Genomic DNA, 24,486 nt, shown 5'->3' on the forward strand with positions numbered 1-24,486 from the left:
CATGTAGGAGGAACTTTTGAAATGGAATTATTAGCAAAAACAAGAAAATTAAATGCGTTATTACAGAGCGCAGCAGGGAAGCCTGTAAACTTTAGAGAAATGTCTGACACAATGTGTGAAGTAATCGAAGCAAACGTATTCGTAGTTAGCCGTCGTGGTAAATTACTAGGTTATGCAATTCACCAACAAATCGAAAACGAACGCATGAAGCAAATGCTTGCAGAACGTCAATTCCCAGAAGAATATACACAAAGCTTATTCAACATTACAGAAACATCTTCAAACTTAGATGTGAACAGTGCTTACACAGCATTCCCAGTAGAAAACAGAGAATTATTTGGTCAAGGTTTAACTACAATCGTACCAATCGTTGGTGGTGGTGAGCGTCTAGGTACATTAGTATTAGCTCGTCTAGGTCAAGAGTTCTTAGATGACGATTTAATCCTTGCTGAGTACAGCTCAACTGTTGTAGGTATGGAAATCTTACGTGAAAAAGCAGAAGAAATCGAAGAGGAAGCACGTAGTAAAGCTGTTGTTCAAATGGCGATCAGCTCATTATCTTACAGTGAGTTAGAAGCAATTGAGCACATCTTCGAAGAATTAAATGGAACAGAAGGTTTACTTGTTGCAAGTAAAATTGCTGATCGCGTAGGAATTACTCGCTCTGTAATCGTAAATGCACTACGTAAATTAGAAAGTGCTGGTGTTATTGAGTCTCGCTCTTTAGGTATGAAAGGAACATACATTAAAGTGCTAAACGACAAGTTTCTACAGGAACTTGCTAAATTAAAAACAAACTAATTTATAAAAAACTCTCCTCGATTGAGGAGAGTTTTTTTGTGCAATGGATTGATGGTGCTTGTGAAAAGTGGCATAAGCGTGTTTTCTGGGAAAACTATTAATTGTATTTTGCTTTTTTGCTTAAAAGAAATGAAGGTTGGTAATACTAGAATTCGAGTATGAACAAAGAAAGTTTTACATTGTTCGCATTTTCGACTTGATTGTAATATTTCAGTATGATATAGTAAGCAGTGGTGTCAGTACAAAGTACACACGTTTACTGATTTAAGTGTTGGTGCTACGTTTGTAGTTTCGCTTAGAGATGAAGTAAACGGAGGATATCAAAAACCATTTAGGAGGAACTATATTATGTCAGTAATTTCTATGAAGCAATTGCTTGAAGCTGGTGTTCATTTCGGACATCAAACTCGTCGTTGGAACCCAAAAATGAAGCGTTACATTTTCACAGAGCGTAACGGTATCTACATCATCGACTTACAAAAAACTGTGAAAAAAGTTGAGGAAGCTTACAGAACGATGCGCGACATCGCTGCTGAAGGTGGAGACATTTTATTCGTAGGTACTAAAAAACAAGCACAAGAAGCTATTAAAGAAGAAGCAACTCGTGCTGGTATGTACTTCGTTAACCAACGTTGGTTAGGTGGAACTTTAACAAACTTCCAAACAATCCAAAAGCGTATCAAGCGTCTTAAAGACATCGAAAGAATGCAAGAAGATGGTACTTTCGAAGTACTTCCTAAGAAAGAAGTTGTTCAACTTAAAAAAGAGTTAGAGCGTCTTGAGAAATTCTTAGGCGGTATTAAAGATATGAAAGGTCTTCCAAGTGCATTATTCGTAGTAGACCCTCGTAAAGAGCGTATTGCAGTTGCTGAAGCACGCAAATTACACATTCCAATCATCGGTATCGTTGATACAAACTGTGATCCAGACGAAATCGATCACGTTATCCCAGCAAACGATGATGCAATTCGTGCTGTAAAACTTCTTACATCTAAAATGGCAGACGCGATCCTTGAAGCAAAACAAGGTGAAGAAACTGTTACTGCGTAACAAAGTTGGAAAGGTGATAAGGGGTTCGGCCTTTTATCACCTTTTTTAAGGTATAAACACCTTTATAAAAGGTATAAATACATATTTTAGGAGGATGAAAAGTATGGCAATCACTGCTCAAATGGTAAAAGAATTACGTGAAAAAACTGGCGCAGGTATGATGGACTGCAAAAAAGCTTTAACAGAAACTAACGGCGACATGGAGAAGGCAATTGACTTCTTACGTGAAAAAGGTATTGCGAAAGCTGCTAAAAAAGCAGACCGCATTGCTGCTGAAGGTTTAACTTTCATCGAAACAAACGGTAACGACGCTTTAATCTTAGAATTAAACTCTGAAACTGATTTCGTTGCGAAAAACGAAGGTTTCCAAGCATTAATTAAAGAACTAGCTGCTCACTTATTAGCTAACAAACCTGCTAACGTTGAAGAAGCTATGGCTCAAACAATTGAAGGCGGCAAAACAGTAGAAGAGCACATCAACGAAGCAATCGCTAAAATTGGTGAAAAACTTACACTTCGTCGTTTCGAAATTGTATCAAAAACTGATGCAGATGCATTCGGCGCTTACCTACACATGGGTGGACGTATTGGTGTATTAACAGTTCTTGAAGGTTCTACTGATGAAGCAGCTGCTAAAGATGTGGCAATGCACATTGCAGCAGTTAACCCTAAATACATCGACCGCGATGCTGTAACAGCTGAAGAAGTTGAGCATGAGCGTCAAGTATTAACACAACAAGCATTAAACGAAGGCAAGCCTGAAAAAATCGTTGCAAAAATGGTTGAAGGCCGTCTAGGCAAATTCTTCGAAGAGATTTGCTTACTTGACCAAGCATTCGTTAAAAACCCTGATATGAAAGTTCGTCAGTTCGTTGAGTCTAAAGGTGGAACATTAAAAGGATTCGTTCGCTACGCTGTTGGTGAAGGTATCGAAAAACGCGAAGACAACTTTGCTGAAGAAGTAATGAACCAAGTAAAAGGTAGTAACTAATACAGATTAGGGAACACATTGTGTTCCCTTTTTTAAAATAAAGATGTAAGCAATTGGAGGTTCATTATGAGTAAACCGAAATATAATCGTGTCGTTTTAAAGCTAAGTGGAGAAGCTTTAGCTGGAGAGCAAGGATTTGGAATTAATCCAACTGTTATTAAGTCAGTTGCAGAACAAGTAAAAGAAATTGCAGAACTTGATGTAGAGGTTGCTGTTGTTGTTGGTGGCGGTAACATTTGGCGTGGGAAAATTGGAAGTGAAATGGGCATGGATCGTGCAGGAGCAGATTACATGGGCATGTTAGCTACAGTTATGAATTCATTAGCTCTTCAAGATAGCTTGGAGAATATTGGAATCCAAACTCGTGTACAAACTTCAATTGAGATGCGTCAAGTGGCAGAGCCTTACATTCGCCGTAAAGCAGTTCGTCACTTAGAGAAAAAACGTGTTGTTATCTTTGCAGCAGGTACAGGTAATCCATACTTCTCTACAGATACAACAGCAGCATTACGTGCAGCGGAAATCGAAGCAGACGTTATTTTAATGGCGAAAAATAATGTGGATGGCGTATATAGCGCAGATCCATCTATTGACCCAACGGCTACGAAATACGAAACGCTTACTTACTTAGATGTATTAAAAGAAGGTTTAGGTGTAATGGATTCTACAGCTTCTTCTCTATGTATGGATAATGATATTCCATTAATTGTATTCTCAGTTATGGAAAAAGGTAATATTAAACGTGCCGTTTTAGGCGAAAATATTGGAACAGTTGTAAGGGGGAAATAAATATGGGACAACAAGTATTGAAGTCTTCAAATGAAAAAATGGAAAAAGCAGTTGCTGCTTATTCTCGTGAATTAGCAACAGTTCGCGCTGGTCGTGCAAGCTCGTCTGTATTAGATAAGGTACAAGTTGATTACTATGGTGCACCAACACCAGTTGTGCAATTAGCGAACATTACAGTTCCAGAAGCACGTTTACTTGTAATTCAACCTTATGATAAAACTTCTATCGGTGATATCGAAAAAGCAATTTTAAAAGCAGATTTAGGCTTAAACCCTTCTAATGATGGAACTGTAATTCGTATTGCATTCCCTGCATTAACAGAAGAGCGTCGTCGTGATCTTGTTAAAGTTGTGAAAAAATATGCTGAAGAAGCAAAAGTAGCTGTTCGTAACGTACGTCGTGACGGAAATGATGATCTTAAGAAGCTTGAAAAAGCTGGCGAGATTACAGAAGATGATTTAAGAGGATATACTGAAGATATCCAAAAAGAAACAGATAAATATATTGCAAAAGTTGACGAAATCGCAAAAAACAAAGAAAAAGAAATCATGGAAGTGTAATAGCGATAACTTCGCAAATATGACCCTCTTCTTAAGGGGGTCTTTTTACACTTTTAGGCATACGTCTGCTTGTTGGAGGGTATGAATGATGTTTAAAAACTTTCCTTTTTTTAAAGGTAAAAAGGACACATCGTTTGATCATCTCGTTGAAGAAGTGAAAAAAGGATATATCCCAGAACATATTGCCATCATTATGGATGGGAATGGAAGATGGGCAAAGAGGAGAGCAATGCCTCGTATTGCGGGACATCATGAAGGTATGCAAGTTGTAAAGAAAATTACAAAATTTGCAAGTAAACTTAATGTGAAAGTGTTAACTCTCTATGCTTTTTCAACTGAGAACTGGAAAAGACCGAAAAAGGAAGTTGATTATTTAATGAAGCTTCCAGAAGAATTTCTAGGTACATTTTTACCAGAATTGATTGAAGAAAACGTACAAGTCCGAGTAATAGGGCAAAAAGATCGTCTTCCTACGCATACACGCAGAGCGATGGAGAAAGCCATGGAAGATACGAAAGAGAATACGGGATTAATTCTTAATTTCGCGTTAAACTATGGAAGTCGAGATGAAATCGTTTCTGCTGTGCAACATATGATGAAAGATAACGAGGAAGGAAAAATTCGTTCTGAAGAGGTAAGTGAAGAAATGCTTTCTTCCTACTTAATGACGAGTTCTTTACCTGATCCAGAGTTGTTAATCCGAACAAGCGGAGAGCTACGTATTAGTAATTTCATGTTATGGCAAATTGCGTATTCGGAGTTTTGGTTTACAGACGTGTATTGGCCAGACTTCAAAGAAGAACATTTGCTAAATGCAATTACTGACTTTCAACATAGAGGGCGCAGATTCGGAGGCGTGTAGAAAGAGAGGGTTTGGTAGTGAAACAGAGAATTATTACTGGAGTGGTTGCTGCCGCGCTATTCATTCCCATCGTAATATACGGTGGCGTGCCTTTTACGGTTTTAGTGTATGCACTTGCTTCTATAGGTTTATATGAATTAATTCGCATGAATAAGCTTACGCTTATTTCAGTACCGACAGTTTTAGCTGCAGTATTATTGTGGATTCTTTTAATTCCAAGTAGTGCATCAGAACTGTTTACATGGATTGGATTAGGTAAATTGGAAATCACATTTGTGATTGTTTTATTACTTTTATCATATACAGTCCTTTCTAAGAATACATTTACTTTTGATAATGCTTCATTTTTACTGATGGCAACGACATATGTGGCAATGGGATTCTTATATTTAAATGAAACGAGAATATTAGGAATTAAATATGTGTTTTGCGCATTATTTATTATATGGGCTACTGATTCAGGCGCATATTTCGTAGGAAAAGCATTAGGCAAGAGAAAATTGTGGCCAGAAATTAGTCCAAATAAAACGATTGAAGGTTCATTAGGCGGCATCGTTTGCGGAATTATCGTGGCACTTGTTTACAACGCGTTCTTCCCAGTGGAATCGAATGTAGTAATTTTAATTGTGCTGACAATTATCATTTCTATTTTTGGACAAATTGGTGATTTAGTACAATCTGCTTTTAAACGTCATTATGGCGTAAAGGATTCAGGTACAATTTTACCTGGACATGGTGGTATATTAGATCGAACAGATAGTTGGTTATTCGTTTTACCAATTCTCTACTTCTTATTACAATACAATTAATAAATGAACGAGGGGTTGGAGTCATGAAAAACATTAGTTTATTAGGTGCAAGCGGATCAATTGGTACACAAACTTTAGATGTATTACGCTCGCACCCAGACCAATTCCGTCTCGTTGCTTTTTCTGTAGGGAAAAATATTGACTACGCAGTAAAGGTAATTCAAGAATTTTCTCCGCAAATCGTCTCTGTGCAAAGAGAGGAAGATGTTTTAAAATTACAAGCTGTTTCTGGTAATACAAAAATTGTATATGGTAGTGAAGGGCTTTTAGAAGTAGCATTACATCCAGATGCGGAGATTGTAGTAAATGCTGTTGTAGGTAGCGTAGGGTTGTTACCAACACTTCGTGCAATTGAGGCGAAAAAAACAATTGGAATTGCAAATAAAGAAACGTTAGTAACTGCAGGACATCTTGTAATGGAAGCAGCACGAAAACATAATGTTTCGTTACTTCCAGTAGATAGTGAACATTCAGCTATTTTTCAATGCTTGAATGGTGAAAATGAGAAAAGAATTTCTCGTCTTATTATAACGGCTTCTGGTGGAAGTTTCCGTGATAAAACGAGGGATGAATTGCATCATGTGACCGTAGAAGATGCGCTTCGACATCCAAACTGGTCAATGGGTTCGAAAATTACAATTGATTCTGCTACAATGATGAATAAGGGACTAGAAGTAATTGAAGCACATTGGCTTTTTGGTATCCCTTACGAGCAAATCGATGTTGTTTTACATAAAGAAAGTATTATCCATTCTATGGTTGAATTTGAAGATCGTAGTGTAATGGCGCAGCTTGGTTCACCTGATATGCGAGTACCGATTCAATACGCACTTACATATCCTGATAGATTGCCTCTTTCAGACACAAAACAGTTAAACTTATGGGAAATAGGGACGTTGCATTTTGAGAAAATGGACCAAGAAAGATTCCGTTGTCTACGTTTTGCGTATGAAGCTGGAAAAGCAGGTGGAAGTATGCCAGCTGTAATGAACGCAGCGAATGAAGTAGCTGTTGAAGCCTTTTTACAAAAGAGAATTGGTTTCTTAACAGTAGAAGACCTCATTGAAAAAGCAATGAACCATCACAATGTCATTGCACGTCCGAGCTTAGAGGAAATTCTGGAAATTGATGCAGCCACAAGACGGTTTGTGATGGAACAAATTTAGCAAAGGTGGTTATGGAATTGAATACAGCGATTGCCTTTATATTAATTTTCGGTGCACTCGTATTTTTCCATGAGCTAGGGCATCTATATTTCGCAAAAAGAGCAGGTATTTTATGCCGCGAGTTTGCGATTGGTTTTGGTCCGAAAATATTCTCATTTGAAAAGAATGAAACGGTGTATACGATTCGATTACTGCCCCTTGGTGGCTATGTAAGAATGGCTGGCGAGGATGCGGACACAGTTGAGTTAAAGCCTGGGAAAAAGGTTGGCCTTGTATTAAATGAAAAAGACGAAGTTGTGAAATTAGTTTTTGATGGATATGAAAAGTATCCAAATGTTCGTGTCATTGAAGTCGAACAAGCTGATTTGGAGCACAATCTAACAATTTCGGGCTATGAGGAGTACGAGGAAGAGCTTCAAACGTTCCGAGTGAATGAAAAAGCTCGTATTATTACTGCGGGGGAAGAAATTCAAATTGCTCCGTATAATAGACAATTTGGTTCAAAAAAACTAGGGCAACGCGCTTTAACAATCTTTGCGGGTCCTGCAATGAACTTCATTTTAGCATTTGTTATTTTTGTGATTCTTGGATTTGTACAAGGGGTTCCTATTGACAAACCAATGGTCGGAAAAGTGATGGATAATAGTGCAGCACAGCAAGCTGGATTGAAAGAGAATGATACAATTCAAGCGATTGATGGGAAAAACACAAGTACATGGAAAGATGTTGTTGACATTGTACGTGAAAATCCAAATAAAGAAATTACGTTACAAGTAAAGCGTGATAATGAACAGTTTAATGTGAAAGTAACGCCAACACTCGATAAAGAAGGAAAAGACGAAGTTGGTAGGATTGGTGTTTATTCCCCTGTAGAGAAAACAGTAATGGGTTCTATTAAATCAGGATTTGAACAAACATACCAATGGACGAAACTAATTTTTGAATCTCTTGTGAAATTAGTAACTGGTCAATTTTCTATTAATGAGTTGTCAGGTCCAGTAGGAATTTATAATCTAACAGATCAAGTTGTAGATTATGGATTTACGCGTGTACTAAGTTTAGCGGCAGTTTTAAGTATTAACCTTGGTTTATTCAATTTATTACCAGTTCCTGCTTTAGACGGTGGCCGTTTATTCTTCTTCTTAATTGAAGCGTTACGAGGAAAACCAATTGACCGTCAAAAAGAAGGAATGGTTCACTTTATTGGTTTTGCATTATTAATGTTATTAATGTTAGTTGTAACATGGAATGACATTCGTAAGTTTTTCTTGTAAAATAGAATGAAACTTATAATGAAATAGAGTCCGTAGAATAAAATCCCTCACCTAATTCGAGGTGAGGGGTTTTACTGCGTGTAAGAGTAAAATGAAGAGGTGCAAATAAATGAAACAAAGTATGGTATTCAGTCCTACATTACGTGAAGTTCCAGCTGATGCTGAAATTAAGAGTCATCAATTATTACTTCGCGCAGGTTTTATGCGTCAAAATGCTTCTGGTATTTATAGTTTTCTACCATTTGGGTTAAAAGTATTACACAAAGTAGAACGTATCGTTCGAGAAGAAATGGAGCGCGCAGGAGCTGTGGAATTATTGATGCCAGCTATGCAAGCTGCAGAATTATGGCAAGAATCAGGTCGTTGGTATTCTTACGGATCTGAATTAATGCGTATGAAAGATCGTAACGCTCGTGAGTTTGCTTTAGGAGCGACGCATGAAGAAGTAATTACTGATCTTGTACGTGATGAAATAAAATCATATAAAAAATTACCGTTAACATTATATCAAATTCAAACGAAATTCCGCGATGAACAAAGACCTCGTTTCGGTTTATTACGTGGAAGAGAGTTTCTAATGAAAGATGCATACTCTTTCCATGCTACACAAGAGAGCTTAGATGAAGTATACGATTGCTTATACAAAGCATATTCTAACATTTTTGCTCGTTGTGGTTTGAACTTCCGTGCAGTTATTGCTGATTCTGGAGCAATGGGCGGAAAAGATACACATGAATTCATGGTATTATCTGATGTTGGTGAAGATACAATTGCATACTCTGATACATCTGATTATGCAGCGAACATTGAAATGGCTCCTGTTGTAGCTACGTATACGAAGAGTGACGAAGCGGAAATGGCACTTGAAAAGGTTGCAACGCCAGATCAAAAAGCGATTGAAGAAGTATCTGCATTCTTAAACATTGAAGCTGACAAGTGTATTAAGTCTATGGTATTTAAAGTAGATGAGAAATTAGTAGTTGTACTTGTTCGTGGTGATCACGAAGTAAACGATGTAAAAGTGAAAAATGTATACGGCGCTTCAGTTGTTGAGCTTGCTTCTCATGAGGAAGTAAAAGAATTATTAAATTGTGAAGTTGGTTCATTAGGACCGATTGGTGTAACAGGTGATATCGAAATTATCGCTGACCATGCTGTAGCATCAATTGTTAACGGATGTTCAGGAGCGAACGAAGAAGGATTCCATTATGTAAATGTAAATCCAGAACGTGACTTTAAAGTAAGTCAGTATACAGATTTACGCTTTATTCAAGAAGGAGACCAATCTCCAGACGGAAACGGAACAATTCTTTTTGCACGCGGAATTGAAGTTGGTCATGTATTCAAATTAGGAACTCGTTATAGTGAAGCAATGAACGCAACATTCCTAGATGAAAATGGGAAAACACAACCACTTATTATGGGTTGTTACGGTATCGGTGTATCTCGTACAGTGGCAGCAATTGCAGAGCAGTTTAATGATGAGAACGGCTTAGTTTGGCCGAAAGCTGTAGCACCGTTCCATGTGCATGTAATTCCAGTAAATATGAAATCTGATGCACAACGTGAAATGGGTGAAAATATCTACAACTCATTACAAGAAAAAGGCTATGAAGTGTTATTAGACGATCGTGCAGAACGTGCAGGTGTTAAATTTGCAGATGCAGATTTATTCGGCCTTCCAGTTCGCGTTACAGTTGGTAAAAAAGCAGACGAAGGTATTGTAGAAGTGAAAGTACGTGCTACAGGTGAGTCTGAAGAAGTAAAAGTAGAAGAACTTCAAACATATATTGCAAATATTTTAAAATAAGAAGAGGTACCTCGTAATGGGGTACCTTCTCTTTCTTTGTAAACGTATTTTGTAAAAGAGGAAGTGAGAAATCTTTCTTTGTAGTACGTTTCAATTTATAATAGCAAATGGAAGGAGAGTGCTTATGTCTTTAACAAATGAACAACAAGAGCGATTTCAAATTTTGCTCCAGCAGTTGCAAATACCAGACGACCTTATAAATCAATATTTACAAGGCGGTGGTATTGAAAGGCTCGTTATTGATAAAGCGAATAAAAGTTGGCATTTTGATTTACAAGTGCCACGTATTTTGCCTACAGAATTATATGAATTGCTAGAAACAAAGCTTAAGCAATCATTTTCTCATATTGCAAGAACAACATTTGCATTAGAAACAGAGAATAAACAATTTACAGAAGAAGAAGTGAGGGCGTATTGGCCGCTTTGTACGGAACGAATTACATTTTCACCTATGTTTGCTTACTTAAAGAAACAGCTTCCGCAGGTGAATGGAGTGAAGTTGCTAATAAATGTGAATAATGAGCTGGAGTCTACTGCTTTAAAGAAAAACGTTGCGAAACCAGTAGGGGATCAATACGAAGCTTTTGGATTCCCGCGTTTCCAGTTAGACACACATATACAGCAAAATGCAGAAGAAATGCAAAAGTTTCGTGAGCAAACGCAGCAAGAAGACCGCGAGCGTGTTATACAAGCTATGGAAGAAATGGCGAAGAAGCAAGCTGAAGAAAGTAGCGTTGTGTATGAAGGACCGATTACACTCGGGTATCTTATTAAGCCAGATGAAGAGATTACACCGATGCGAGAAATTCAAGATGAAGAAAGAAGAAAAACGGTTCAAGGATATGTCTTCCATGTAGAGACAAAAGAGCTTCGTAGTGGACGTACGTTATTAACTTTAAAAATAACGGATTATACGGATTCTATTATGATCAAAATGTTCTCGCGTGACAAAGAAGATATTCCAATGCTGCAATCCTTGAAAAAAGGAATGTGGGTGAAAGCCCGTGGTTCAGTCCAAAACGATACATTTGTTCGAGATTTAGTAATGATTGCGAATGATATTAATGAAATAACAGGTCCGTCTCGTAAAGATAAAGCGCCAGAAGGCGAAAAGCGTGTAGAACTTCATCTTCACACTCCCATGAGCCAAATGGATGCTGTTACTCCTGTTTCTAGGCTTGTTGCCCAAGCTGGTAAATGGGGACATGAAGCTATTGCGGTTACAGACCATGCTGTGGCTCAGTCGTTCCCGGAGGCATATTCTGCGGGGAAAAAGGCTGGAGTTAAAGTTATATACGGTGTAGAAGCGAATTTAGTTAATGATGGTGTACCGATAGCGTATAACGAAGCGCATCGTTTACTTGCAGAGGAAACGTATGTTGTTTTCGACGTTGAGACGACAGGTTTATCAGCTGTATACGATACAGTCATTGAGTTGGCTGCCGTAAAAGTAAAGGGTGGCGAAATCATTGATCGCTTTGAATCTTTCGCAAACCCACATCAACCATTATCAGCGACGATTATTGAATTAACAGGTATTACAGATGATATGTTAACTGATGCACCAGAAGTGGACGAAGTGTTTAAAAAGTTTGAGGAATGGATGGGTGACCATACACTTGTTGCCCATAACGCAAGCTTCGATATGGGATTTATTAACGTAGGTTTTAAAAAGGCTGGGTTAGAAAAAACGAATAACCCCGTTATTGATACGTTAGAACTTGCACGATTCTTATTCCCAGAAATGAAAAATCATCGATTAAATACGATGTGTAAAAAACTTGATATTGAATTAACGCAACATCACCGTGCGATTTATGATACAGAAGCGACGGGATATTTACTTGTGAAAATGTTGAAAGACGTAATTGAAAAGGGATTTGAATATCACGATCAATTAAATGATAGCATGGGGCAAGGGGATGCGTATAAGCGTGGCCGTCCAAGCCATCTGACGTTACTTGCCACATCAGATGTTGGATTGAAAAATTTATATAAACTTGTTTCATATTCTCACCTTAATTACTTTTACCGTGTACCACGAGTACCGAGGTCACTATTAAAAAAATATCGTGAAGGAATTTTAGTAGGAACGGCTTGTGATAAAGGTGAAGTGTTTGAGGCAATGATGCAAAAAGCTCCTGAAGAGGTAGAAGAAATTGCACAGTTCTATGATTACATTGAAGTAATGCCTCCAGAGGTGTTGCGTCATTTAGTAGAGCGTGAACTCGTTCGAGATGAGGGACAATTAAAAACAATTATCTCTAACTTAGTAAAACTAGGCGAGACGTTAGATAAACCAGTTGTTGCTACAGGGAACGTGCATTACTTAGATCCAGAAGATGCAATGTATCGTAAAATTTTAGTCAGTTCGCAGGGCGGAGCCAATCCGTTAAATCGACATTCATTACCGCCAGTACATTTCCGTACAACTGATGAAATGCTAGAGTGTTTTTCATTTTTAGGTGAAGACAAAGCGAAAGAAGTTGTTGTGACGAATACACAAAAGGTTGCGTCATTAATTGGTGATGTTCGTCCAGTAAAAGATGATCTATATACACCGAAAATTGAGGGTGCCGATGATGAAACACGTGATATGAGTTATAAAATGGCACGCAGTATATATGGTGAAGAACTACCAGAAATTGTAGAGGCTCGCTTAGAAAAAGAATTGAAAAGTATTATTGGACATGGATTTGCCGTTATCTATTTAATCTCACATAAGCTTGTGAAAAAATCGTTAGTCGACGGATATCTAGTAGGTTCGCGTGGTTCAGTAGGTTCATCGTTCGTTGCAACGATGATGGAAATTACAGAAGTAAACCCATTACCACCACACTATGTCTGTCCAAAGTGCAAGCAATCTGAATTCTTTAATGATGGTTCCGTAGGCTCTGGTTTCGACTTACCAGATAAAGATTGTCCGACATGTAATGTGGCATATGTGAAAGATGGACATGATATTCCATTCGAAACGTTCCTTGGATTTAAAGGAGATAAGGTACCCGATATCGATTTGAACTTCTCCGGGGAATACCAACCACGTGCCCATAACTATACGAAAGTACTGTTCGGTGAAGACTATGTATACCGTGCTGGAACGATTGGTACAGTTGCGGAAAAAACAGCTTATGGATATGTAAAAGGTTATGCAAATGATCACAATTTAACAATTCGAAATGCAGAGATTGATCGCTTAGTAGCGGGATGTACAGGGGTAAAACGTACAACTGGACAGCATCCAGGTGGTATTATCGTTGTGCCAGATTACATGGATATCTTTGATTTTTCACCAATACAGTTTCCTGCTGATTCAATTGGTGCTGAGTGGAGAACAACGCATTTTGACTTCCACTCGATTCATGATAATTTATTGAAACTTGATATACTAGGACACGATGATCCGACCGTTATTCGTATGTTACAAGATCTAAGTGGTATTGATCCGAAAACAATCCCAACGGATGATCCAGAAGTAATGAAAATTTTCTCTGGTCCAGAAACGTTAGGGGTAACGGAAGAACAAATTAACTGTAAAACAGGTACACTTGGTATCCCAGAATTCGGTACGAAGTTCGTAAGACAGATGTTAGAAGAGACAAAACCAACGACATTCTCAGAATTGGTCCAAATTTCTGGGCTGTCACATGGTACTGACGTATGGCTTGGTAATGCAAATGAGTTAATTTATAACGGTACATGTACGCTGAGTGAAGTTATCGGTTGTCGTGATGACATCATGGTATATTTAATCTATCAAGGTTTAGATCCATCATTAGCCTTCAAAATCATGGAGTCGGTTCGTAAAGGTAAAGGTGTACCGGAAGAATGGGAAGATGACATGAAAGGTAATAATGTGCCAGGTTGGTATATTGATTCATGTAAGAAGATTAAATACATGTTCCCTAAAGCCCATGCGGCTGCTTACGTACTTATGGCTGTGCGTATCGCATACTTTAAAGTACATTTTGCACTTTTATTCTATGCGGCATATTTTACAGTCCGTGCAGATGATTTTGATGTAGAGGCGATGGCGAAAGGTTCAGCATCCATACGTGTAAAAATTGATGAAATTGCTCAAAAGGGATTGGATGCAGCGCCGAAAGAGAAGAGTTTATTAACAGTACTAGAAATGACACTGGAAATGTGTGAGCGTGGATATTCATTCCAAAAGGTCGATTTATACCGCTCGCATGCTACTGAGTTTATTATTGATGGGGATACTTTAATTCCTCCATTTAATGCAGTGCCTGGTCTTGGTACGAACGCAGCCTTAAGTATTGTGGAAGCGCGCAAAAATGGAGACTTCTTATCAAAAGAAGACTTACAGCAGCGAAGTAAGGTTTCGAAAACAATTATTGAGTATTTAGATAGCCAAGGTTGTTTAGGAGATTTGCCGGATCAAAACCAATTATCACTGTTCTAATAGGTAGGAAAAGTCTTTGCAAATCAATATTTGCTATGGTATACTATAAACCGAGATAACCATGTCATGTATATTTTGTGAAAAAGAGAGTGGGGAAACCCACTCTTTCGTGTTACTATCTACATTTTATTCATGTAGATAGTAAAGACATTTCTGTCGTATATACATATTTTGTTACAAGTTTTACTTCTTAAATTTGGTAATACTAAGACAGATATTCCCTGCTTAACGGCAGGGGCTTTTGTTAGCTAACGAGAAAGAATAAGATAGACCGTCTTTGTGAACGGGATCTTTTCTTGTAAATGGTACATGGCGGCAGGAAGGAGGCTGTTTATGGATAAGAAAGTCACAGAAGTTGTAGAAGCATTTGCGCAGCCAATCGTTGAAGAGTTAAATCTTGAACTTGTAGATGTAGAGTATGTGAAAGAAGGACAAGACTGGTTCTTACGCGTATTCATCGATTCTGAAAAGGGAGTCGACATTGAAGAATGCGGTGCGGTAAGTGAACGTTTAAGCGAAGCTTTAGATAAAGAGGATCCAATTCCTCACCTTTATTTTTTGGATGTATCATCTCCTGGAGCAGAACGCCCATTAAAGAAAGAGAAAGACTTCCAGCAAGCGGTAGGAAAACAAGTGGCAATTAAAACATATGAGCCGATTGATGGCGAAAAGATGTTTGAAGGAAAGTTACTTTCCTACGACGGTACTACAATTACACTACTATTAACAATTAAAACACGTAAAAAAGAAATCCAAATTCCAATGGATAAAGTTGCAAATGCGCGACTTGCTGTTACGTTTTAGTAAGAAGGGGGATCTTCATGAGCACTGAGTTGTTAGATGCTTTGCTCGTATTAGAGTCAGAAAAAGGTATTAGTAAAGATATTATTATTGATGCGATTGAAGCAGCGTTAATCTCTGCTTATAAACGCAATTTTAACCAAGCACAAAACGTTCGTGTGAGCTTTAACCCAGAAGTGGGAACAATTCAAGTTTTAGCACGTAAGGACGTTGTTGATAATGTGTTTGATCCACGTCTTGAAATCTCTGTAGAAGAGGCAAGACAAATTAATCCAAACTACCAAGATGGCGACGTACTAGAAATTGAAGTAACGCCAAAAGATTTTGGTCGTATTGCAGCGCAAACTGCAAAACAAGTTGTAACACAACGAGTTCGTGAAGCAGAACGTGGTGTTATTTACTCAGAATTTAGTGATCGTGAAGAAGACATTATGGTTGGTATTGTACAACGTCAAGATGCTCGTTTCATCTACGTAAGCTTAGGCAAAGTAGAAGCTTTATTACCCGTAAGTGAGCAAATGCCAAATGAGCAATATAAGCCACATGATCGTATTCGCGTATTTATTACAAAAGTAGAAAAGACAACAAAAGGACCACAAATTTACGTATCACGTACACATCCTGGTCTTTTAAAACGTTTATTCGAAATGGAAGTTCCAGAAATTTATGATGGAACTGTAGAAATTCGCTCTGTAGCGCGCGAAGCAGGAGATCGTTCTAAAATCTCTGTGCATGCAGAAAACATTGATGTTGATCCAGTTGGTTCTTGCGTAGGACCGAAAGGACAACGTGTACAACGTGTTGTTGATGAACTAAAAGGTGAAAAGATTGACATCGTTCGCTGGTCAAATGACCCAGTTGAATATGTTGCAAATGCTTTAAGCCCATCACAAGTTGTTAAAGTACTTGTAGATGAAGATGAAAAAGCAACAACTGTTGTTGTTCCAGACCACCAGCTATCGTTAGCTATCGGTAAGCGTGGACAAAATGCACGTCTTGCAGCTAAATTAACAGGCTGGAAAATTGATATTAAAAGTGAGTCTGATGCGAAACAACTTGGAATTGTGACAGAAGAAGATAGCGTAATCGCATTCGGATTCGATTCAGTTGAAGACGAAATCGAATAGAGGTGATGAGTATGAGCAATCGAAAAGTTCCGTTACGAAAATGTATTGCGACGCAAGAGATGAAATCAAAACGAGAGCTCGTTCGCATTGTTCGTTCCAAAGAGGGCGAAGTGTCTATTGATTTATCTGGAAAAAAATCAGGACGAGGTGCATATTTGTCAAAAGATAAAGAATGCATTATACAAGCCCAAAAGAAAAACATTTTGGAACATCATCTAAAAGCGAAAATCGACAGTTCTCTGTACGAAGAGCTTCTTGAGCTTGTTGAGAAGGAGTCGAAATAAGTGTCCGATTGGAAATCGTTTTTAGGACTAGCAAATCGCGCTCGAAAAATCATTTCGGGTGAAGAACTCGTTTTAAAAGAAGTACGAAGTGGTAAAGCAAAGCTCGTATTGCTTTCTGAAGATGCGTCAGCGAACACTACTAAACGTATCACTGATAAAACGACGTACTACAACGTACCAATGAAAAAAGTCGAAAATCGACAACAATTAGGGCATGCGATTGGGAGAGACGAGCGAGTCGTTGTAGCTGTGTTAGATGAAGGCTTTGCGAAAAAGCTACGTAGCATGCTCGATACAAATTACCGGGGGTGAAGGTATGAGTAAAATTCGAGTACATGAATATGCAAAAAAAAATAATATCTCAAGTAAAGATCTTATGACAAAACTTAAAGAGATGAATATCGAGGTTTCGAATCATATGACAATGTTAGAAGACGAAGTAGTAAATAAATTAGATAATGAATATAACACTGGAGCGGAAAAACCTTCTGTTGCAGATGAGTTTGAAGTAGAAGAGAAAGTTGTTCGCAGTAAAAAGAACAGCAATAAGAAAAAGAAAAAAGGCAAAGGAAATGAAGACAAACGTCAAGATAACTTTGCTGGAAGACAACAAACACAAATAGTAGAAACACCAGATAAAATTACTTTCTCTGGAAGCCTTACAGTAGGTGAACTTGCTAAAAAGTTAAGCAAAGAGCCATCTGAAATTATTAAAAAGCTCTTCATGCTAGGAATTATGGCGACAATTAACCAAGATTTAGATAAAGATACAATTGAGTTAATCGCTACTGATTACGGTATTGAAGTAGAAGAAGAAATAGTGGTAAGTGAAACTGAGTTTGAAACATTCATGGATGAGCAAGATGATGAAGAAAACTTAAAAGAGCGTCCAGCTGTTGTTACGATTATGGGACACGTTGACCATGGTAAAACAACATTACTTGACTCTATTCGTAATTCAAAAGTAACTGCTGGTGAAGCTGGTGGAATTACTCAGCATATTGGTGCATACCAAGTTGAAGTAAATGATAAGAAAATTACATTCTTAGATACGCCTGGTCACGCGGCATTTACAACGATGCGTGCTCGTGGTGCGCAAGTAACTGATATTACAATCCTTGTTGTTGCAGCTGATGACGGTGTTATGCCACAAACAGTTGAAGCGATTAGCCATGCAAAAGCAGCTGGAGTACCAATTATTGTTGCTGTGAATAAAATGGATAAACCAGCGGCGAATCCTGATCGTGTAATGCAAGAATTAACAGAATATGAATTAGTTCCAGAAGCTTGGGGCGGAGACACAATTTTCGTACCAATTTCTGCAATTCAAGGCGAAGGCATTGACAACTTGCTAGAGATGATCCTTCTTGTAAGTGAAGTAGAAGAATATAAAGCAAACCCAAATCGTTATGCAACGGGTACTGTAATTGAAGCACAACTTGATAAAGGTAAAGGAACTATCGCGACATTATTAGTTCAAAACGGTACGCTTCGAGTTGGAGATCCAATTGTTGTTGGAACTTCATTCGGACGTGTTCGTGCAATGGTAAGTGATATTGGTCGTCGTGTAAAAGTTGCTGGTCCATCAACTCCTGTTGAAATTACAGGTTTAAATGAAGTACCACAGGCTGGAGATCGTTTCATGGCATTCGCTGATGAGAAGAAAGCTCGTCAAATCGGTGAATCACGTGCACAAGAAGCGTTAGTTGCACAACGTGGTGAGAAATCTAAATTAAGCCTTGAAGATTTATTCCAACAAATCCAAGAGAGCGATGTAAAAGAAATCAACTTAATCGTAAAAGCAGACGTACAAGGTTCTGTTGAAGCGATGGCAGCATCACTTCGTAAAATTGATGTTGAAGGCGTAAAAGTTAAAATCATTCACACTGGTGTAGGTGCGATTACAGAATCTGATATTATTTTAGCTTCTGCATCTAATGCAATTGTAATTGGATTTAACGTACGTCCGGATGTGAACGCGAAGCGTACAGCTGAATTAGAGAACGTTGATGTTCGCTTACACCGCATTATCTACAAAGTAATCGAAGAAATTGAATTAGCAATGCAAGGTATGCTTGATCCAGAATTCGAAGAAAAAGTAATCGGTCAAGCGGAAGTTCGTCAAACATTCAAGGTAACAAAAGTTGGAACAATTGCAGGTTGTTACGTAATTGACGGTAAAATTACACGCGATAGTGGCGTTCGTATTATCCGCGATGGTATAGTAATTTTTGAAGGACAACTTGATACGTTAAAACGTTTCAAAGACGACGTAAAAGAAGTTGCACAAAACTATGAGTGTGGTATTACAATTGAGAGATATAATGACCTTAAAGAAGGGGACATCATTGAAGCATATGTTATGGAAGAAGTGAAGCGATGATTGTCGCTTCACTCTCATTCGAGTGTATGATTTACGATGTACATTCTTTAAAAGAGAAACGGGCAATTTTGCAACGAGTGCTAACTCGTGTGAAACAGCGCTATAATGTAGCTGTTTCTGAAGTTGGGCATCAAGATGTATGGCAACGTACAGAAATTGCGATTGTTTCCGTATCCTCAAATCGTGTTATCTGTGAAAAAGAAATGAATCGTGTACTGGAGTACATTGATTCATTTCCTGAAATTGAACGTACGATAACACAATTGGAATGGTATTGAATGAGGTGAAGAGTTATGAAATTACGTGCAAACCGTGTAGGCGAGCAAATGAAAAAAGAATTAGGCGACATCATTAGTCGTAAAATTAAAGACCCACGTATTGGATTTGTTACAGTAACAGATGTACAAGTGAGTGGTGATTTACAAATTGCCAAAGTATATATTTCTGTTTTAGGTGACGAAGAACAGAAAGAAAATACGTTAAAAGGTTTAGCGAAGGCAAAAGGCTTTATTCGTTCAGAAATTGGCCAACGTATTCGTCTTCGTAAAACACCGGAAATTACCTTTGAGTTTGATGAGTCTATCGGATATGGTCATCGAATTGATACACTTTTACATGAAATTAATAAAGACGGTAAACGTGAAGAATAATGGATAGACATTTGTCTATCCATTTTTTCAATGCAAAATAAGTTTTGGATATTTACTACGAAAGAATTATGATGAGGTGAACATATATGGAAGGTGTAGTATTATTACATAAGCCAAAAGGCATGACATCACATGATTGTGTATTTAAATTAAGAAAGGTATTGCGAGAAAAGAGAATTGGCCATACGGGAACATTAGACCCAGATGTAACAGGAGTATTACCAATTTGCGTCGGAAGAGCAACAAAAATTGCACAATTTTTAACAAGTGAAACGAAAACATATGAAGGTGAAGTAACATTAGGATTTTCAACGACAACTGAAGATGCTTCTGGTGAGGTTGTTGAAACGAAAAATGTAGATCGTGCTATTACTCGTAAGGAAGTAGAAAAAGTTCTTGCTGAATTAACAGGCACGATTGAACAAATGCCACCAATGTTCTCGGCTGTAAAAGTAAACGGGAAAAAATTATACGAATATGCAAGAGCAGGACAAGAGGTGGAACGTCCAGTTCGTACAATTACGATTCATGAGTTCGTATTACTTGATGATCGTGAAGTTTTTGAAGGAGAAAATATTTCATTCCGTTTCCGTGTAACGTGTAGTAAAGGAACATATGTAAGAACGTTAGCGGTAATGATCGGGGAGAAACTTGGTTTCCCATCACATATGTCTCATCTTATAAGAACGGCATCTGGTGAATTTTTATTAGAAGATTGCATATCATTTGAAGAAATTGAAGAAAACGTGCAAAATGGAACAGTAGAGTCTATCTTCATTTCAATTGATGAAGCATTAAGTAAGTTTCCAAAAATGGTTGTAGATGAAAAGCAAGCAGAGAAAATTAAAAATGGTATGTTCTTAAAGAATGAATTAGAAATAACAGCACCATTTATTACAGTGTTTGATAAAAATGATCGTTGCTTAGCAATTTATGAACATCATCCGAAACATCCTGGCATGTTAAAGCCGATGAAAGTACTTGTGAATAATCAAGAACTAAAGCTATAATGAATTATTGGAAGGATTATTACAGAAAAAGGTGAATTCAAGCGTGAAACTTATTCATTTAACTCATCCACATGAACAAAATAAATTAGAATTACCACCTACTGTAATGGCATTAGGATTTTTTGATGGCATTCATTTAGGGCATCAATGTGTAATTCGAACTGCGAAAAAAATAGCGGACGACCGAGGATATAAAAGTGCAGTTATGACATTTCATCCTCATCCATCTGTTGTTTTAGGGAAAAAGGATGCGCATGTGGAGTATATTACACCAATGCGCGATAAAGAAAAAATAGTCGAAAGCTTGGGAATCGATATATTATATGTGATTAAATTTGATGAATCATTTGCAGGGTTATTACCGCAACAATTTGTAGATGATTATATTATTGGTTTAAATGTAAAGCATGTAGTAGCAGGGTTTGATTATTCATATGGACGTTTAGGAAAAGGAAAGATGGAGACTTTACCATTTCATGCAAGAGGGGAGTTTACACAGACTGTGATTGAAAAAGTTGAATTTCAAGAAGAGAAAGTAAGTTCTACAGCATTACGAAAGTTAATACGAAATGGCGAAATGGAGCAAATTCCATCTATTTTAGGTAGAGCCTATACTGTAGCGGGAACAGTTATACACGGCGACAAACGTGGGCGTCAAGTTGGTTTTCCAACAGCTAATGTAGGTTTAAGTGATGAGTATTTATTGCCACCTGTAGGTGTTTATGCAGTGAGATTAAAAGTTCACGATGAATGGTACGATGGTGTATGTAATATTGGATATAAACCGACTTTTAAAGAAGATGAGCGTCAATTATCAATTGAAGTGCACTTATTTGAATTTAACAAAGATATATACGATCAAAATGTTACAGTAGAGTGGCATATGCGTATAAGAGAAGAGAAAAAATTTAATGGCATTGATGAGTTAGTTGAACAAATCGCAAAAGATAAGAAAACAGCACAAGAATATTTTGCGAGCGAAAAGAATATACTTGCTTTTTCAAATGAAAAGTAGTATTCTATGTTATGTACTTTATGACAACCATTGCTTGGCATTGCGACTCACCGACGCTTGCTAGGTAATTGGGGGTTTAATTAATAGGAGGTGAAATAGGATGGCTTTAACACAAGAGCGTAAAAATGAAATCATTGCACAATTTAGAACTCATGAGACTGATACTGGTTCTCCAGAGGTTCAAATTGCTGTCCTAACGGAGCAAATTAACACTCTAAACGAGCACTTACGTACTCACAAGAAAGATCATCATTCACGTCGTGGTCTATTAAAGATGGTTGGTAAACGTCGTAACTTACTAACTTACCTTCGTAATAGCGATATCACACGTTACCGTGAATTAATCACAAAGCTTGGCTTACGTCGATAGTCAAAGAAGCGGGAATATTCCCGCTTTTTTGTTAGGTAAAAATATATCTTCTACGCTTTATAGCTTACTTAATTTTAGGCAATACTAGAGGTAGAATATTGTGATATACTATCCATTTACATAGAAGAATTGAATACTTTAAATTGAGAGGGGTACTTAAATGAGTCAAGAAAAGCAAGTCTTCTCGATAGATTTAGCTGGTCGCCAGCTAACAGTTGAAACTGGTCAGCTTGCAAAACAAGCGAACGGAGCAGTATTAGTAAGATATGGCGATACAGCGGTTCTATCTACAGCAACTGCATCAAAAGAAGCTAAAAATGTAGATTTTTTCCCACTTACAGTAAACTATGAAGAGCGTTTATATGCAGTCGGAAAAATTCCTGGCGGTTTTATTAAGCGTGAAGGTCGTCCAAGTGAAAAAGCAATTTTGGCAAGTCGTTTAATCGACCGTCCAATTCGTCCGCTATTCGCAGATGGTTTCCGTAACGAAGTACAAGTTGTCAGCATTGTAATGAGTGTTGATCAAGATTGTTCTTCTGAAATGGCAGCTATGCTTGGTTCTTCATTAGCGTTATCGATTTCAGATATTCCATTTGAAGGTCCAATCGCTGGTGCGACAGTTGGTCGTATTAATGGCGAATTCGTTATTAATCCAACAGTAGAACAGCAAGAACAAAGTGATATCCACTTAGTTGTAGCTGGTACGAAAGATGCGATTAACATGGTTGAAGCAGGAGCAGATCAAGTGCCTGAAGAAACAATGTTAGAAGCAATTATGTTTGGTCATGACGAAATTAAACGTTTAATTGCATTCCAAGAAGAGATTGTACAAGCTGTAGGTAAAGAGAAATCAGAAGTGAAACTTTATGAAGTTAACGCTGATCTTAATCAAGCTGTACGTGAAATGGCTGAAGAAGATATGCATTCAGCAATTCAAGTACATGAGAAACATGCACGTGAAGATGCAATTAACGAAGTGAAAAAGCGTGTTATTGAGCATTACGAAGCTGAGGAAGCTGATGCTGACACATTAGGACAAGTAAATGAGATTTTATATAAAATTGTAAAAGAAGAAGTACGTCGTCTTATTACAGTTGAAAAAATTCGACCAGATGGCCGTAAAGGTGACGAAATCCGTCCTTTAGCATCAGAGGTTGGTATTTTATCTCGTACACACGGTTCTGGTTTATTCACACGTGGACAAACACAAGCATTAAGCATTTGTACATTAGGTGCATTAGGCGATGTGCAAATTTTAGATGGTCTTGGTGTAGAAGAATCAAAACGCTTTATGCACCATTACAATTTCCCATCATTTAGTGTTGGTGAAACAAGACCGATGCGTGGACCAGGTCGTCGTGAAATTGGTCACGGTGCACTAGGAGAACGTGCTCTTGAGCCTGTAATTCCATCTGAAAAAGATTTCCCATACACAGTACGTCTTGTATCTGAAGTGTTAGAATCAAATGGTTCTACTTCACAAGCAAGTATTTGTGGTAGTACTTTAGCAATGATGGATGCGGGTGTTCCACTTAAAGCTCCAGTTGCAGGTATTGCAATGGGTCTGGTTAAATCTGGTGAGCATTACACAATTTTATCTGATATTCAAGGTATGGAAGATCATTTAGGTGACATGGACTTTAAAGTAGCGGGTACAGCACAAGGTGTAACTGCACTGCAAATGGACATTAAAATCGATGGTTTATCACGTGAGATTTTAGAAGAGGCATTACAACAAGCGAAAATTGGTCGTGTGCACATTTTAAATCATATGCTATCTGTTATTGCAGAGCCACGTACTGAATTATCAGCTTACGCTCCAAAGATTATTACAATGACAATTAACCCAGATAAAATCCGTGACGTTATTGGACCAAGCGGTAAACAAATCAATAAAATTATTGAAGAAACTGGCGTTAAAATTGACATCGAGCAAGATGGTACAGTATTCATTTCATCAATAAATCAAGAAATGAACGACAAAGCTAAGAAGATTATCGAAGATATCGTTCGCGAAGTACAAGTAGGTGAGATCTACGAAGGAAAAGTGAAACGTGTTGAGAAATTCGGTGCTTTCGTTGAATTATTCAGCGGTAAAGATGGATTAGTTCATATTTCTGAACTTGCACTTGAACGTGTAGGTAAAGTAGAAGACGTTGTGAAAATCGGTGATGTAATTACAGTTAAAGTTATCGAGATTGACAAGCAAGGTCGCGTAAATCTATCTAGAAAAGTATTGCTAAAAGAAGAGCAAGAAAAAGAAGCTGCTAAAGAAGAAGACAAACAAGAGCAGCAATAAGTAAAAGCC

At 37.7% G+C, this 24,486-nt stretch carries 22 protein-coding genes; all 22 read left to right on the forward strand.

What is annotated here, in order from left to right; all coding sequences use genetic code 11:
• Nucleotides 1–21 precede the first annotated feature (21 nt).
• The 22 genes from codY (at nucleotide 22) to pnp (ending at nucleotide 24,477) form a co-directional block, all read left to right on the forward strand.
• Entirely contained in the window at nucleotides 22–801 is a 780-nt protein-coding gene (gene codY / locus C4S65_RS13495) for a GTP-sensing pleiotropic transcriptional regulator CodY (RefSeq protein WP_000421290.1), read from the forward strand.
• 348 nt (nucleotides 802–1,149) lie between these two features.
• Nucleotides 1,150–1,851 carry a 30S ribosomal protein S2 gene (gene rpsB / locus C4S65_RS13500; protein ID WP_000111485.1) on the forward strand — a complete coding sequence of 234 codons (702 nt, stop codon included), beginning with the start codon at nucleotides 1,150–1,152 and terminating at the stop codon, nucleotides 1,849–1,851.
• Between the two features lie 103 nt (nucleotides 1,852–1,954).
• A complete protein-coding gene (gene tsf / locus C4S65_RS13505; protein WP_001018575.1) occupies nucleotides 1,955–2,842 on the forward strand; it encodes a translation elongation factor Ts in 888 nt (295 codons plus the stop codon).
• 66 nt (nucleotides 2,843–2,908) lie between these two features.
• Nucleotides 2,909–3,631: a UMP kinase gene (pyrH, locus tag C4S65_RS13510; protein WP_000042669.1), complete on the forward strand. Its 723-nt coding sequence runs from the start codon at nucleotides 2,909–2,911 to the stop codon at nucleotides 3,629–3,631.
• 2 nt (nucleotides 3,632–3,633) lie between these two features.
• Nucleotides 3,634–4,191 (forward strand): ribosome recycling factor, encoded by a 558-nt coding sequence (gene frr, locus C4S65_RS13515; protein ID WP_000531505.1) that lies wholly within the window; start codon nucleotides 3,634–3,636, stop codon nucleotides 4,189–4,191.
• An 85-nt stretch (nucleotides 4,192–4,276) separates the two neighbouring features.
• Complete coding sequence (gene uppS / locus C4S65_RS13520) at nucleotides 4,277–5,053, forward strand: isoprenyl transferase (RefSeq protein WP_000971296.1); 777 nt, start codon at nucleotides 4,277–4,279, stop codon at nucleotides 5,051–5,053.
• 17 nt (nucleotides 5,054–5,070) lie between these two features.
• A complete protein-coding gene (gene cdsA / locus C4S65_RS13525) occupies nucleotides 5,071–5,862 on the forward strand; it encodes a phosphatidate cytidylyltransferase (protein WP_000813589.1) in 792 nt (263 codons plus the stop codon).
• Between the two features lie 23 nt (nucleotides 5,863–5,885).
• Nucleotides 5,886–7,028 carry a 1-deoxy-D-xylulose-5-phosphate reductoisomerase gene (gene dxr, locus C4S65_RS13530; RefSeq protein WP_000790358.1) on the forward strand — a complete coding sequence of 381 codons (1,143 nt, stop codon included), beginning with the start codon at nucleotides 5,886–5,888 and terminating at the stop codon, nucleotides 7,026–7,028.
• Nucleotides 7,029–7,045: 17 nt separating this feature from the next.
• Nucleotides 7,046–8,302, forward strand: a complete 1,257-nt coding sequence (gene rseP / locus C4S65_RS13535) for an RIP metalloprotease RseP (protein WP_001090242.1) — start codon at nucleotides 7,046–7,048, stop codon at nucleotides 8,300–8,302.
• Between the two features lie 109 nt (nucleotides 8,303–8,411).
• Nucleotides 8,412–10,112: a proline--tRNA ligase gene (locus C4S65_RS13540; protein ID WP_086407616.1), complete on the forward strand. Its 1,701-nt coding sequence runs from the start codon at nucleotides 8,412–8,414 to the stop codon at nucleotides 10,110–10,112.
• Nucleotides 10,113–10,236: 124 nt separating this feature from the next.
• Complete coding sequence (locus C4S65_RS13550; RefSeq protein WP_000059996.1) at nucleotides 10,237–14,538, forward strand: PolC-type DNA polymerase III; 4,302 nt, start codon at nucleotides 10,237–10,239, stop codon at nucleotides 14,536–14,538.
• 333 nt (nucleotides 14,539–14,871) lie between these two features.
• Entirely contained in the window at nucleotides 14,872–15,342 is a 471-nt protein-coding gene (rimP, locus tag C4S65_RS13555) for a ribosome maturation factor RimP (RefSeq protein ID WP_000359095.1), read from the forward strand.
• A 17-nt stretch (nucleotides 15,343–15,359) separates the two neighbouring features.
• The gene (nusA, locus tag C4S65_RS13560; RefSeq protein WP_000102598.1) at nucleotides 15,360–16,466 is read left to right on the forward strand and encodes a transcription termination factor NusA; all 1,107 of its coding nucleotides are present in this window, start codon (nucleotides 15,360–15,362) and stop codon (nucleotides 16,464–16,466) included.
• 11 nt (nucleotides 16,467–16,477) lie between these two features.
• A complete protein-coding gene (locus tag C4S65_RS13565) occupies nucleotides 16,478–16,750 on the forward strand; it encodes a YlxR family protein (RefSeq protein WP_000071123.1) in 273 nt (90 codons plus the stop codon).
• Nucleotides 16,751–17,062, forward strand: coding sequence for a YlxQ family RNA-binding protein (locus C4S65_RS13570; protein WP_001286522.1), 312 nt, complete (start codon nucleotides 16,751–16,753; stop codon nucleotides 17,060–17,062).
• A 4-nt stretch (nucleotides 17,063–17,066) separates the two neighbouring features.
• On the forward strand, nucleotides 17,067–19,133 hold the full coding sequence (gene infB / locus C4S65_RS13575; RefSeq protein WP_000036346.1) for a translation initiation factor IF-2: 2,067 nt from the start codon (nucleotides 17,067–17,069) through the stop codon (nucleotides 19,131–19,133).
• Entirely contained in the window at nucleotides 19,130–19,411 is a 282-nt protein-coding gene (locus tag C4S65_RS13580; RefSeq protein ID WP_000634349.1) for a DUF503 family protein, read from the forward strand. Before infB ends, C4S65_RS13580 begins: the two co-directional genes overlap by 4 nt.
• Before the next feature lie 15 nt (nucleotides 19,412–19,426).
• Nucleotides 19,427–19,783, forward strand: coding sequence for a 30S ribosome-binding factor RbfA (rbfA, locus tag C4S65_RS13585; protein ID WP_000776437.1), 357 nt, complete (start codon nucleotides 19,427–19,429; stop codon nucleotides 19,781–19,783).
• 86 nt (nucleotides 19,784–19,869) lie between these two features.
• Nucleotides 19,870–20,793 (forward strand): tRNA pseudouridine(55) synthase TruB, encoded by a 924-nt coding sequence (gene truB, locus C4S65_RS13590; RefSeq protein ID WP_000399366.1) that lies wholly within the window; start codon nucleotides 19,870–19,872, stop codon nucleotides 20,791–20,793.
• A 43-nt stretch (nucleotides 20,794–20,836) separates the two neighbouring features.
• A complete protein-coding gene (gene ribF, locus C4S65_RS13595) occupies nucleotides 20,837–21,808 on the forward strand; it encodes a bifunctional riboflavin kinase/FAD synthetase (RefSeq protein WP_086407615.1) in 972 nt (323 codons plus the stop codon).
• Nucleotides 21,809–21,908: 100 nt separating this feature from the next.
• Nucleotides 21,909–22,178, forward strand: a complete 270-nt coding sequence (rpsO, locus tag C4S65_RS13600) for a 30S ribosomal protein S15 (protein ID WP_001229392.1) — start codon at nucleotides 21,909–21,911, stop codon at nucleotides 22,176–22,178.
• A 160-nt stretch (nucleotides 22,179–22,338) separates the two neighbouring features.
• On the forward strand, nucleotides 22,339–24,477 hold the full coding sequence (gene pnp / locus C4S65_RS13605; RefSeq protein WP_000076753.1) for a polyribonucleotide nucleotidyltransferase: 2,139 nt from the start codon (nucleotides 22,339–22,341) through the stop codon (nucleotides 24,475–24,477).
• The last annotated feature ends 9 nt before the right edge of the window (nucleotides 24,478–24,486 follow it).

It is taken from the genome of Bacillus sp. ok061, from assembly GCF_900108285.1.
GTDB lineage: Bacteria > Bacillota > Bacilli > Bacillales > Bacillaceae_G > Bacillus_A > Bacillus_A thuringiensis_S.

Coding starts and splice junctions, on each gene's coding strand:
- rbfA (WP_000776437.1), top strand. CDS start 19,427: ATGAAATTACGTGCAAACCGTGTAGGCGAGCAAATGAAAAAAGAATTA.
- tsf (WP_001018575.1), top strand. CDS start 1,955: ATGGCAATCACTGCTCAAATGGTAAAAGAATTACGTGAAAAAACTGGC.
- C4S65_RS13580 (WP_000634349.1), top strand. CDS start 19,130: ATGATTGTCGCTTCACTCTCATTCGAGTGTATGATTTACGATGTACAT.
- truB (WP_000399366.1), top strand. CDS start 19,870: ATGGAAGGTGTAGTATTATTACATAAGCCAAAAGGCATGACATCACAT.
- C4S65_RS13550 (WP_000059996.1), top strand. CDS start 10,237: ATGTCTTTAACAAATGAACAACAAGAGCGATTTCAAATTTTGCTCCAG.
- rimP (WP_000359095.1), top strand. CDS start 14,872: ATGGATAAGAAAGTCACAGAAGTTGTAGAAGCATTTGCGCAGCCAATC.
- C4S65_RS13540 (WP_086407616.1), top strand. CDS start 8,412: ATGAAACAAAGTATGGTATTCAGTCCTACATTACGTGAAGTTCCAGCT.
- rpsB (WP_000111485.1), top strand. CDS start 1,150: ATGTCAGTAATTTCTATGAAGCAATTGCTTGAAGCTGGTGTTCATTTC.
- rpsO (WP_001229392.1), top strand. CDS start 21,909: ATGGCTTTAACACAAGAGCGTAAAAATGAAATCATTGCACAATTTAGA.
- nusA (WP_000102598.1), top strand. CDS start 15,360: ATGAGCACTGAGTTGTTAGATGCTTTGCTCGTATTAGAGTCAGAAAAA.
- dxr (WP_000790358.1), top strand. CDS start 5,886: ATGAAAAACATTAGTTTATTAGGTGCAAGCGGATCAATTGGTACACAA.
- uppS (WP_000971296.1), top strand. CDS start 4,277: ATGATGTTTAAAAACTTTCCTTTTTTTAAAGGTAAAAAGGACACATCG.
- frr (WP_000531505.1), top strand. CDS start 3,634: ATGGGACAACAAGTATTGAAGTCTTCAAATGAAAAAATGGAAAAAGCA.
- C4S65_RS13565 (WP_000071123.1), top strand. CDS start 16,478: ATGAGCAATCGAAAAGTTCCGTTACGAAAATGTATTGCGACGCAAGAG.
- pnp (WP_000076753.1), top strand. CDS start 22,339: ATGAGTCAAGAAAAGCAAGTCTTCTCGATAGATTTAGCTGGTCGCCAG.
- infB (WP_000036346.1), top strand. CDS start 17,067: ATGAGTAAAATTCGAGTACATGAATATGCAAAAAAAAATAATATCTCA.
- pyrH (WP_000042669.1), top strand. CDS start 2,909: ATGAGTAAACCGAAATATAATCGTGTCGTTTTAAAGCTAAGTGGAGAA.
- codY (WP_000421290.1), top strand. CDS start 22: ATGGAATTATTAGCAAAAACAAGAAAATTAAATGCGTTATTACAGAGC.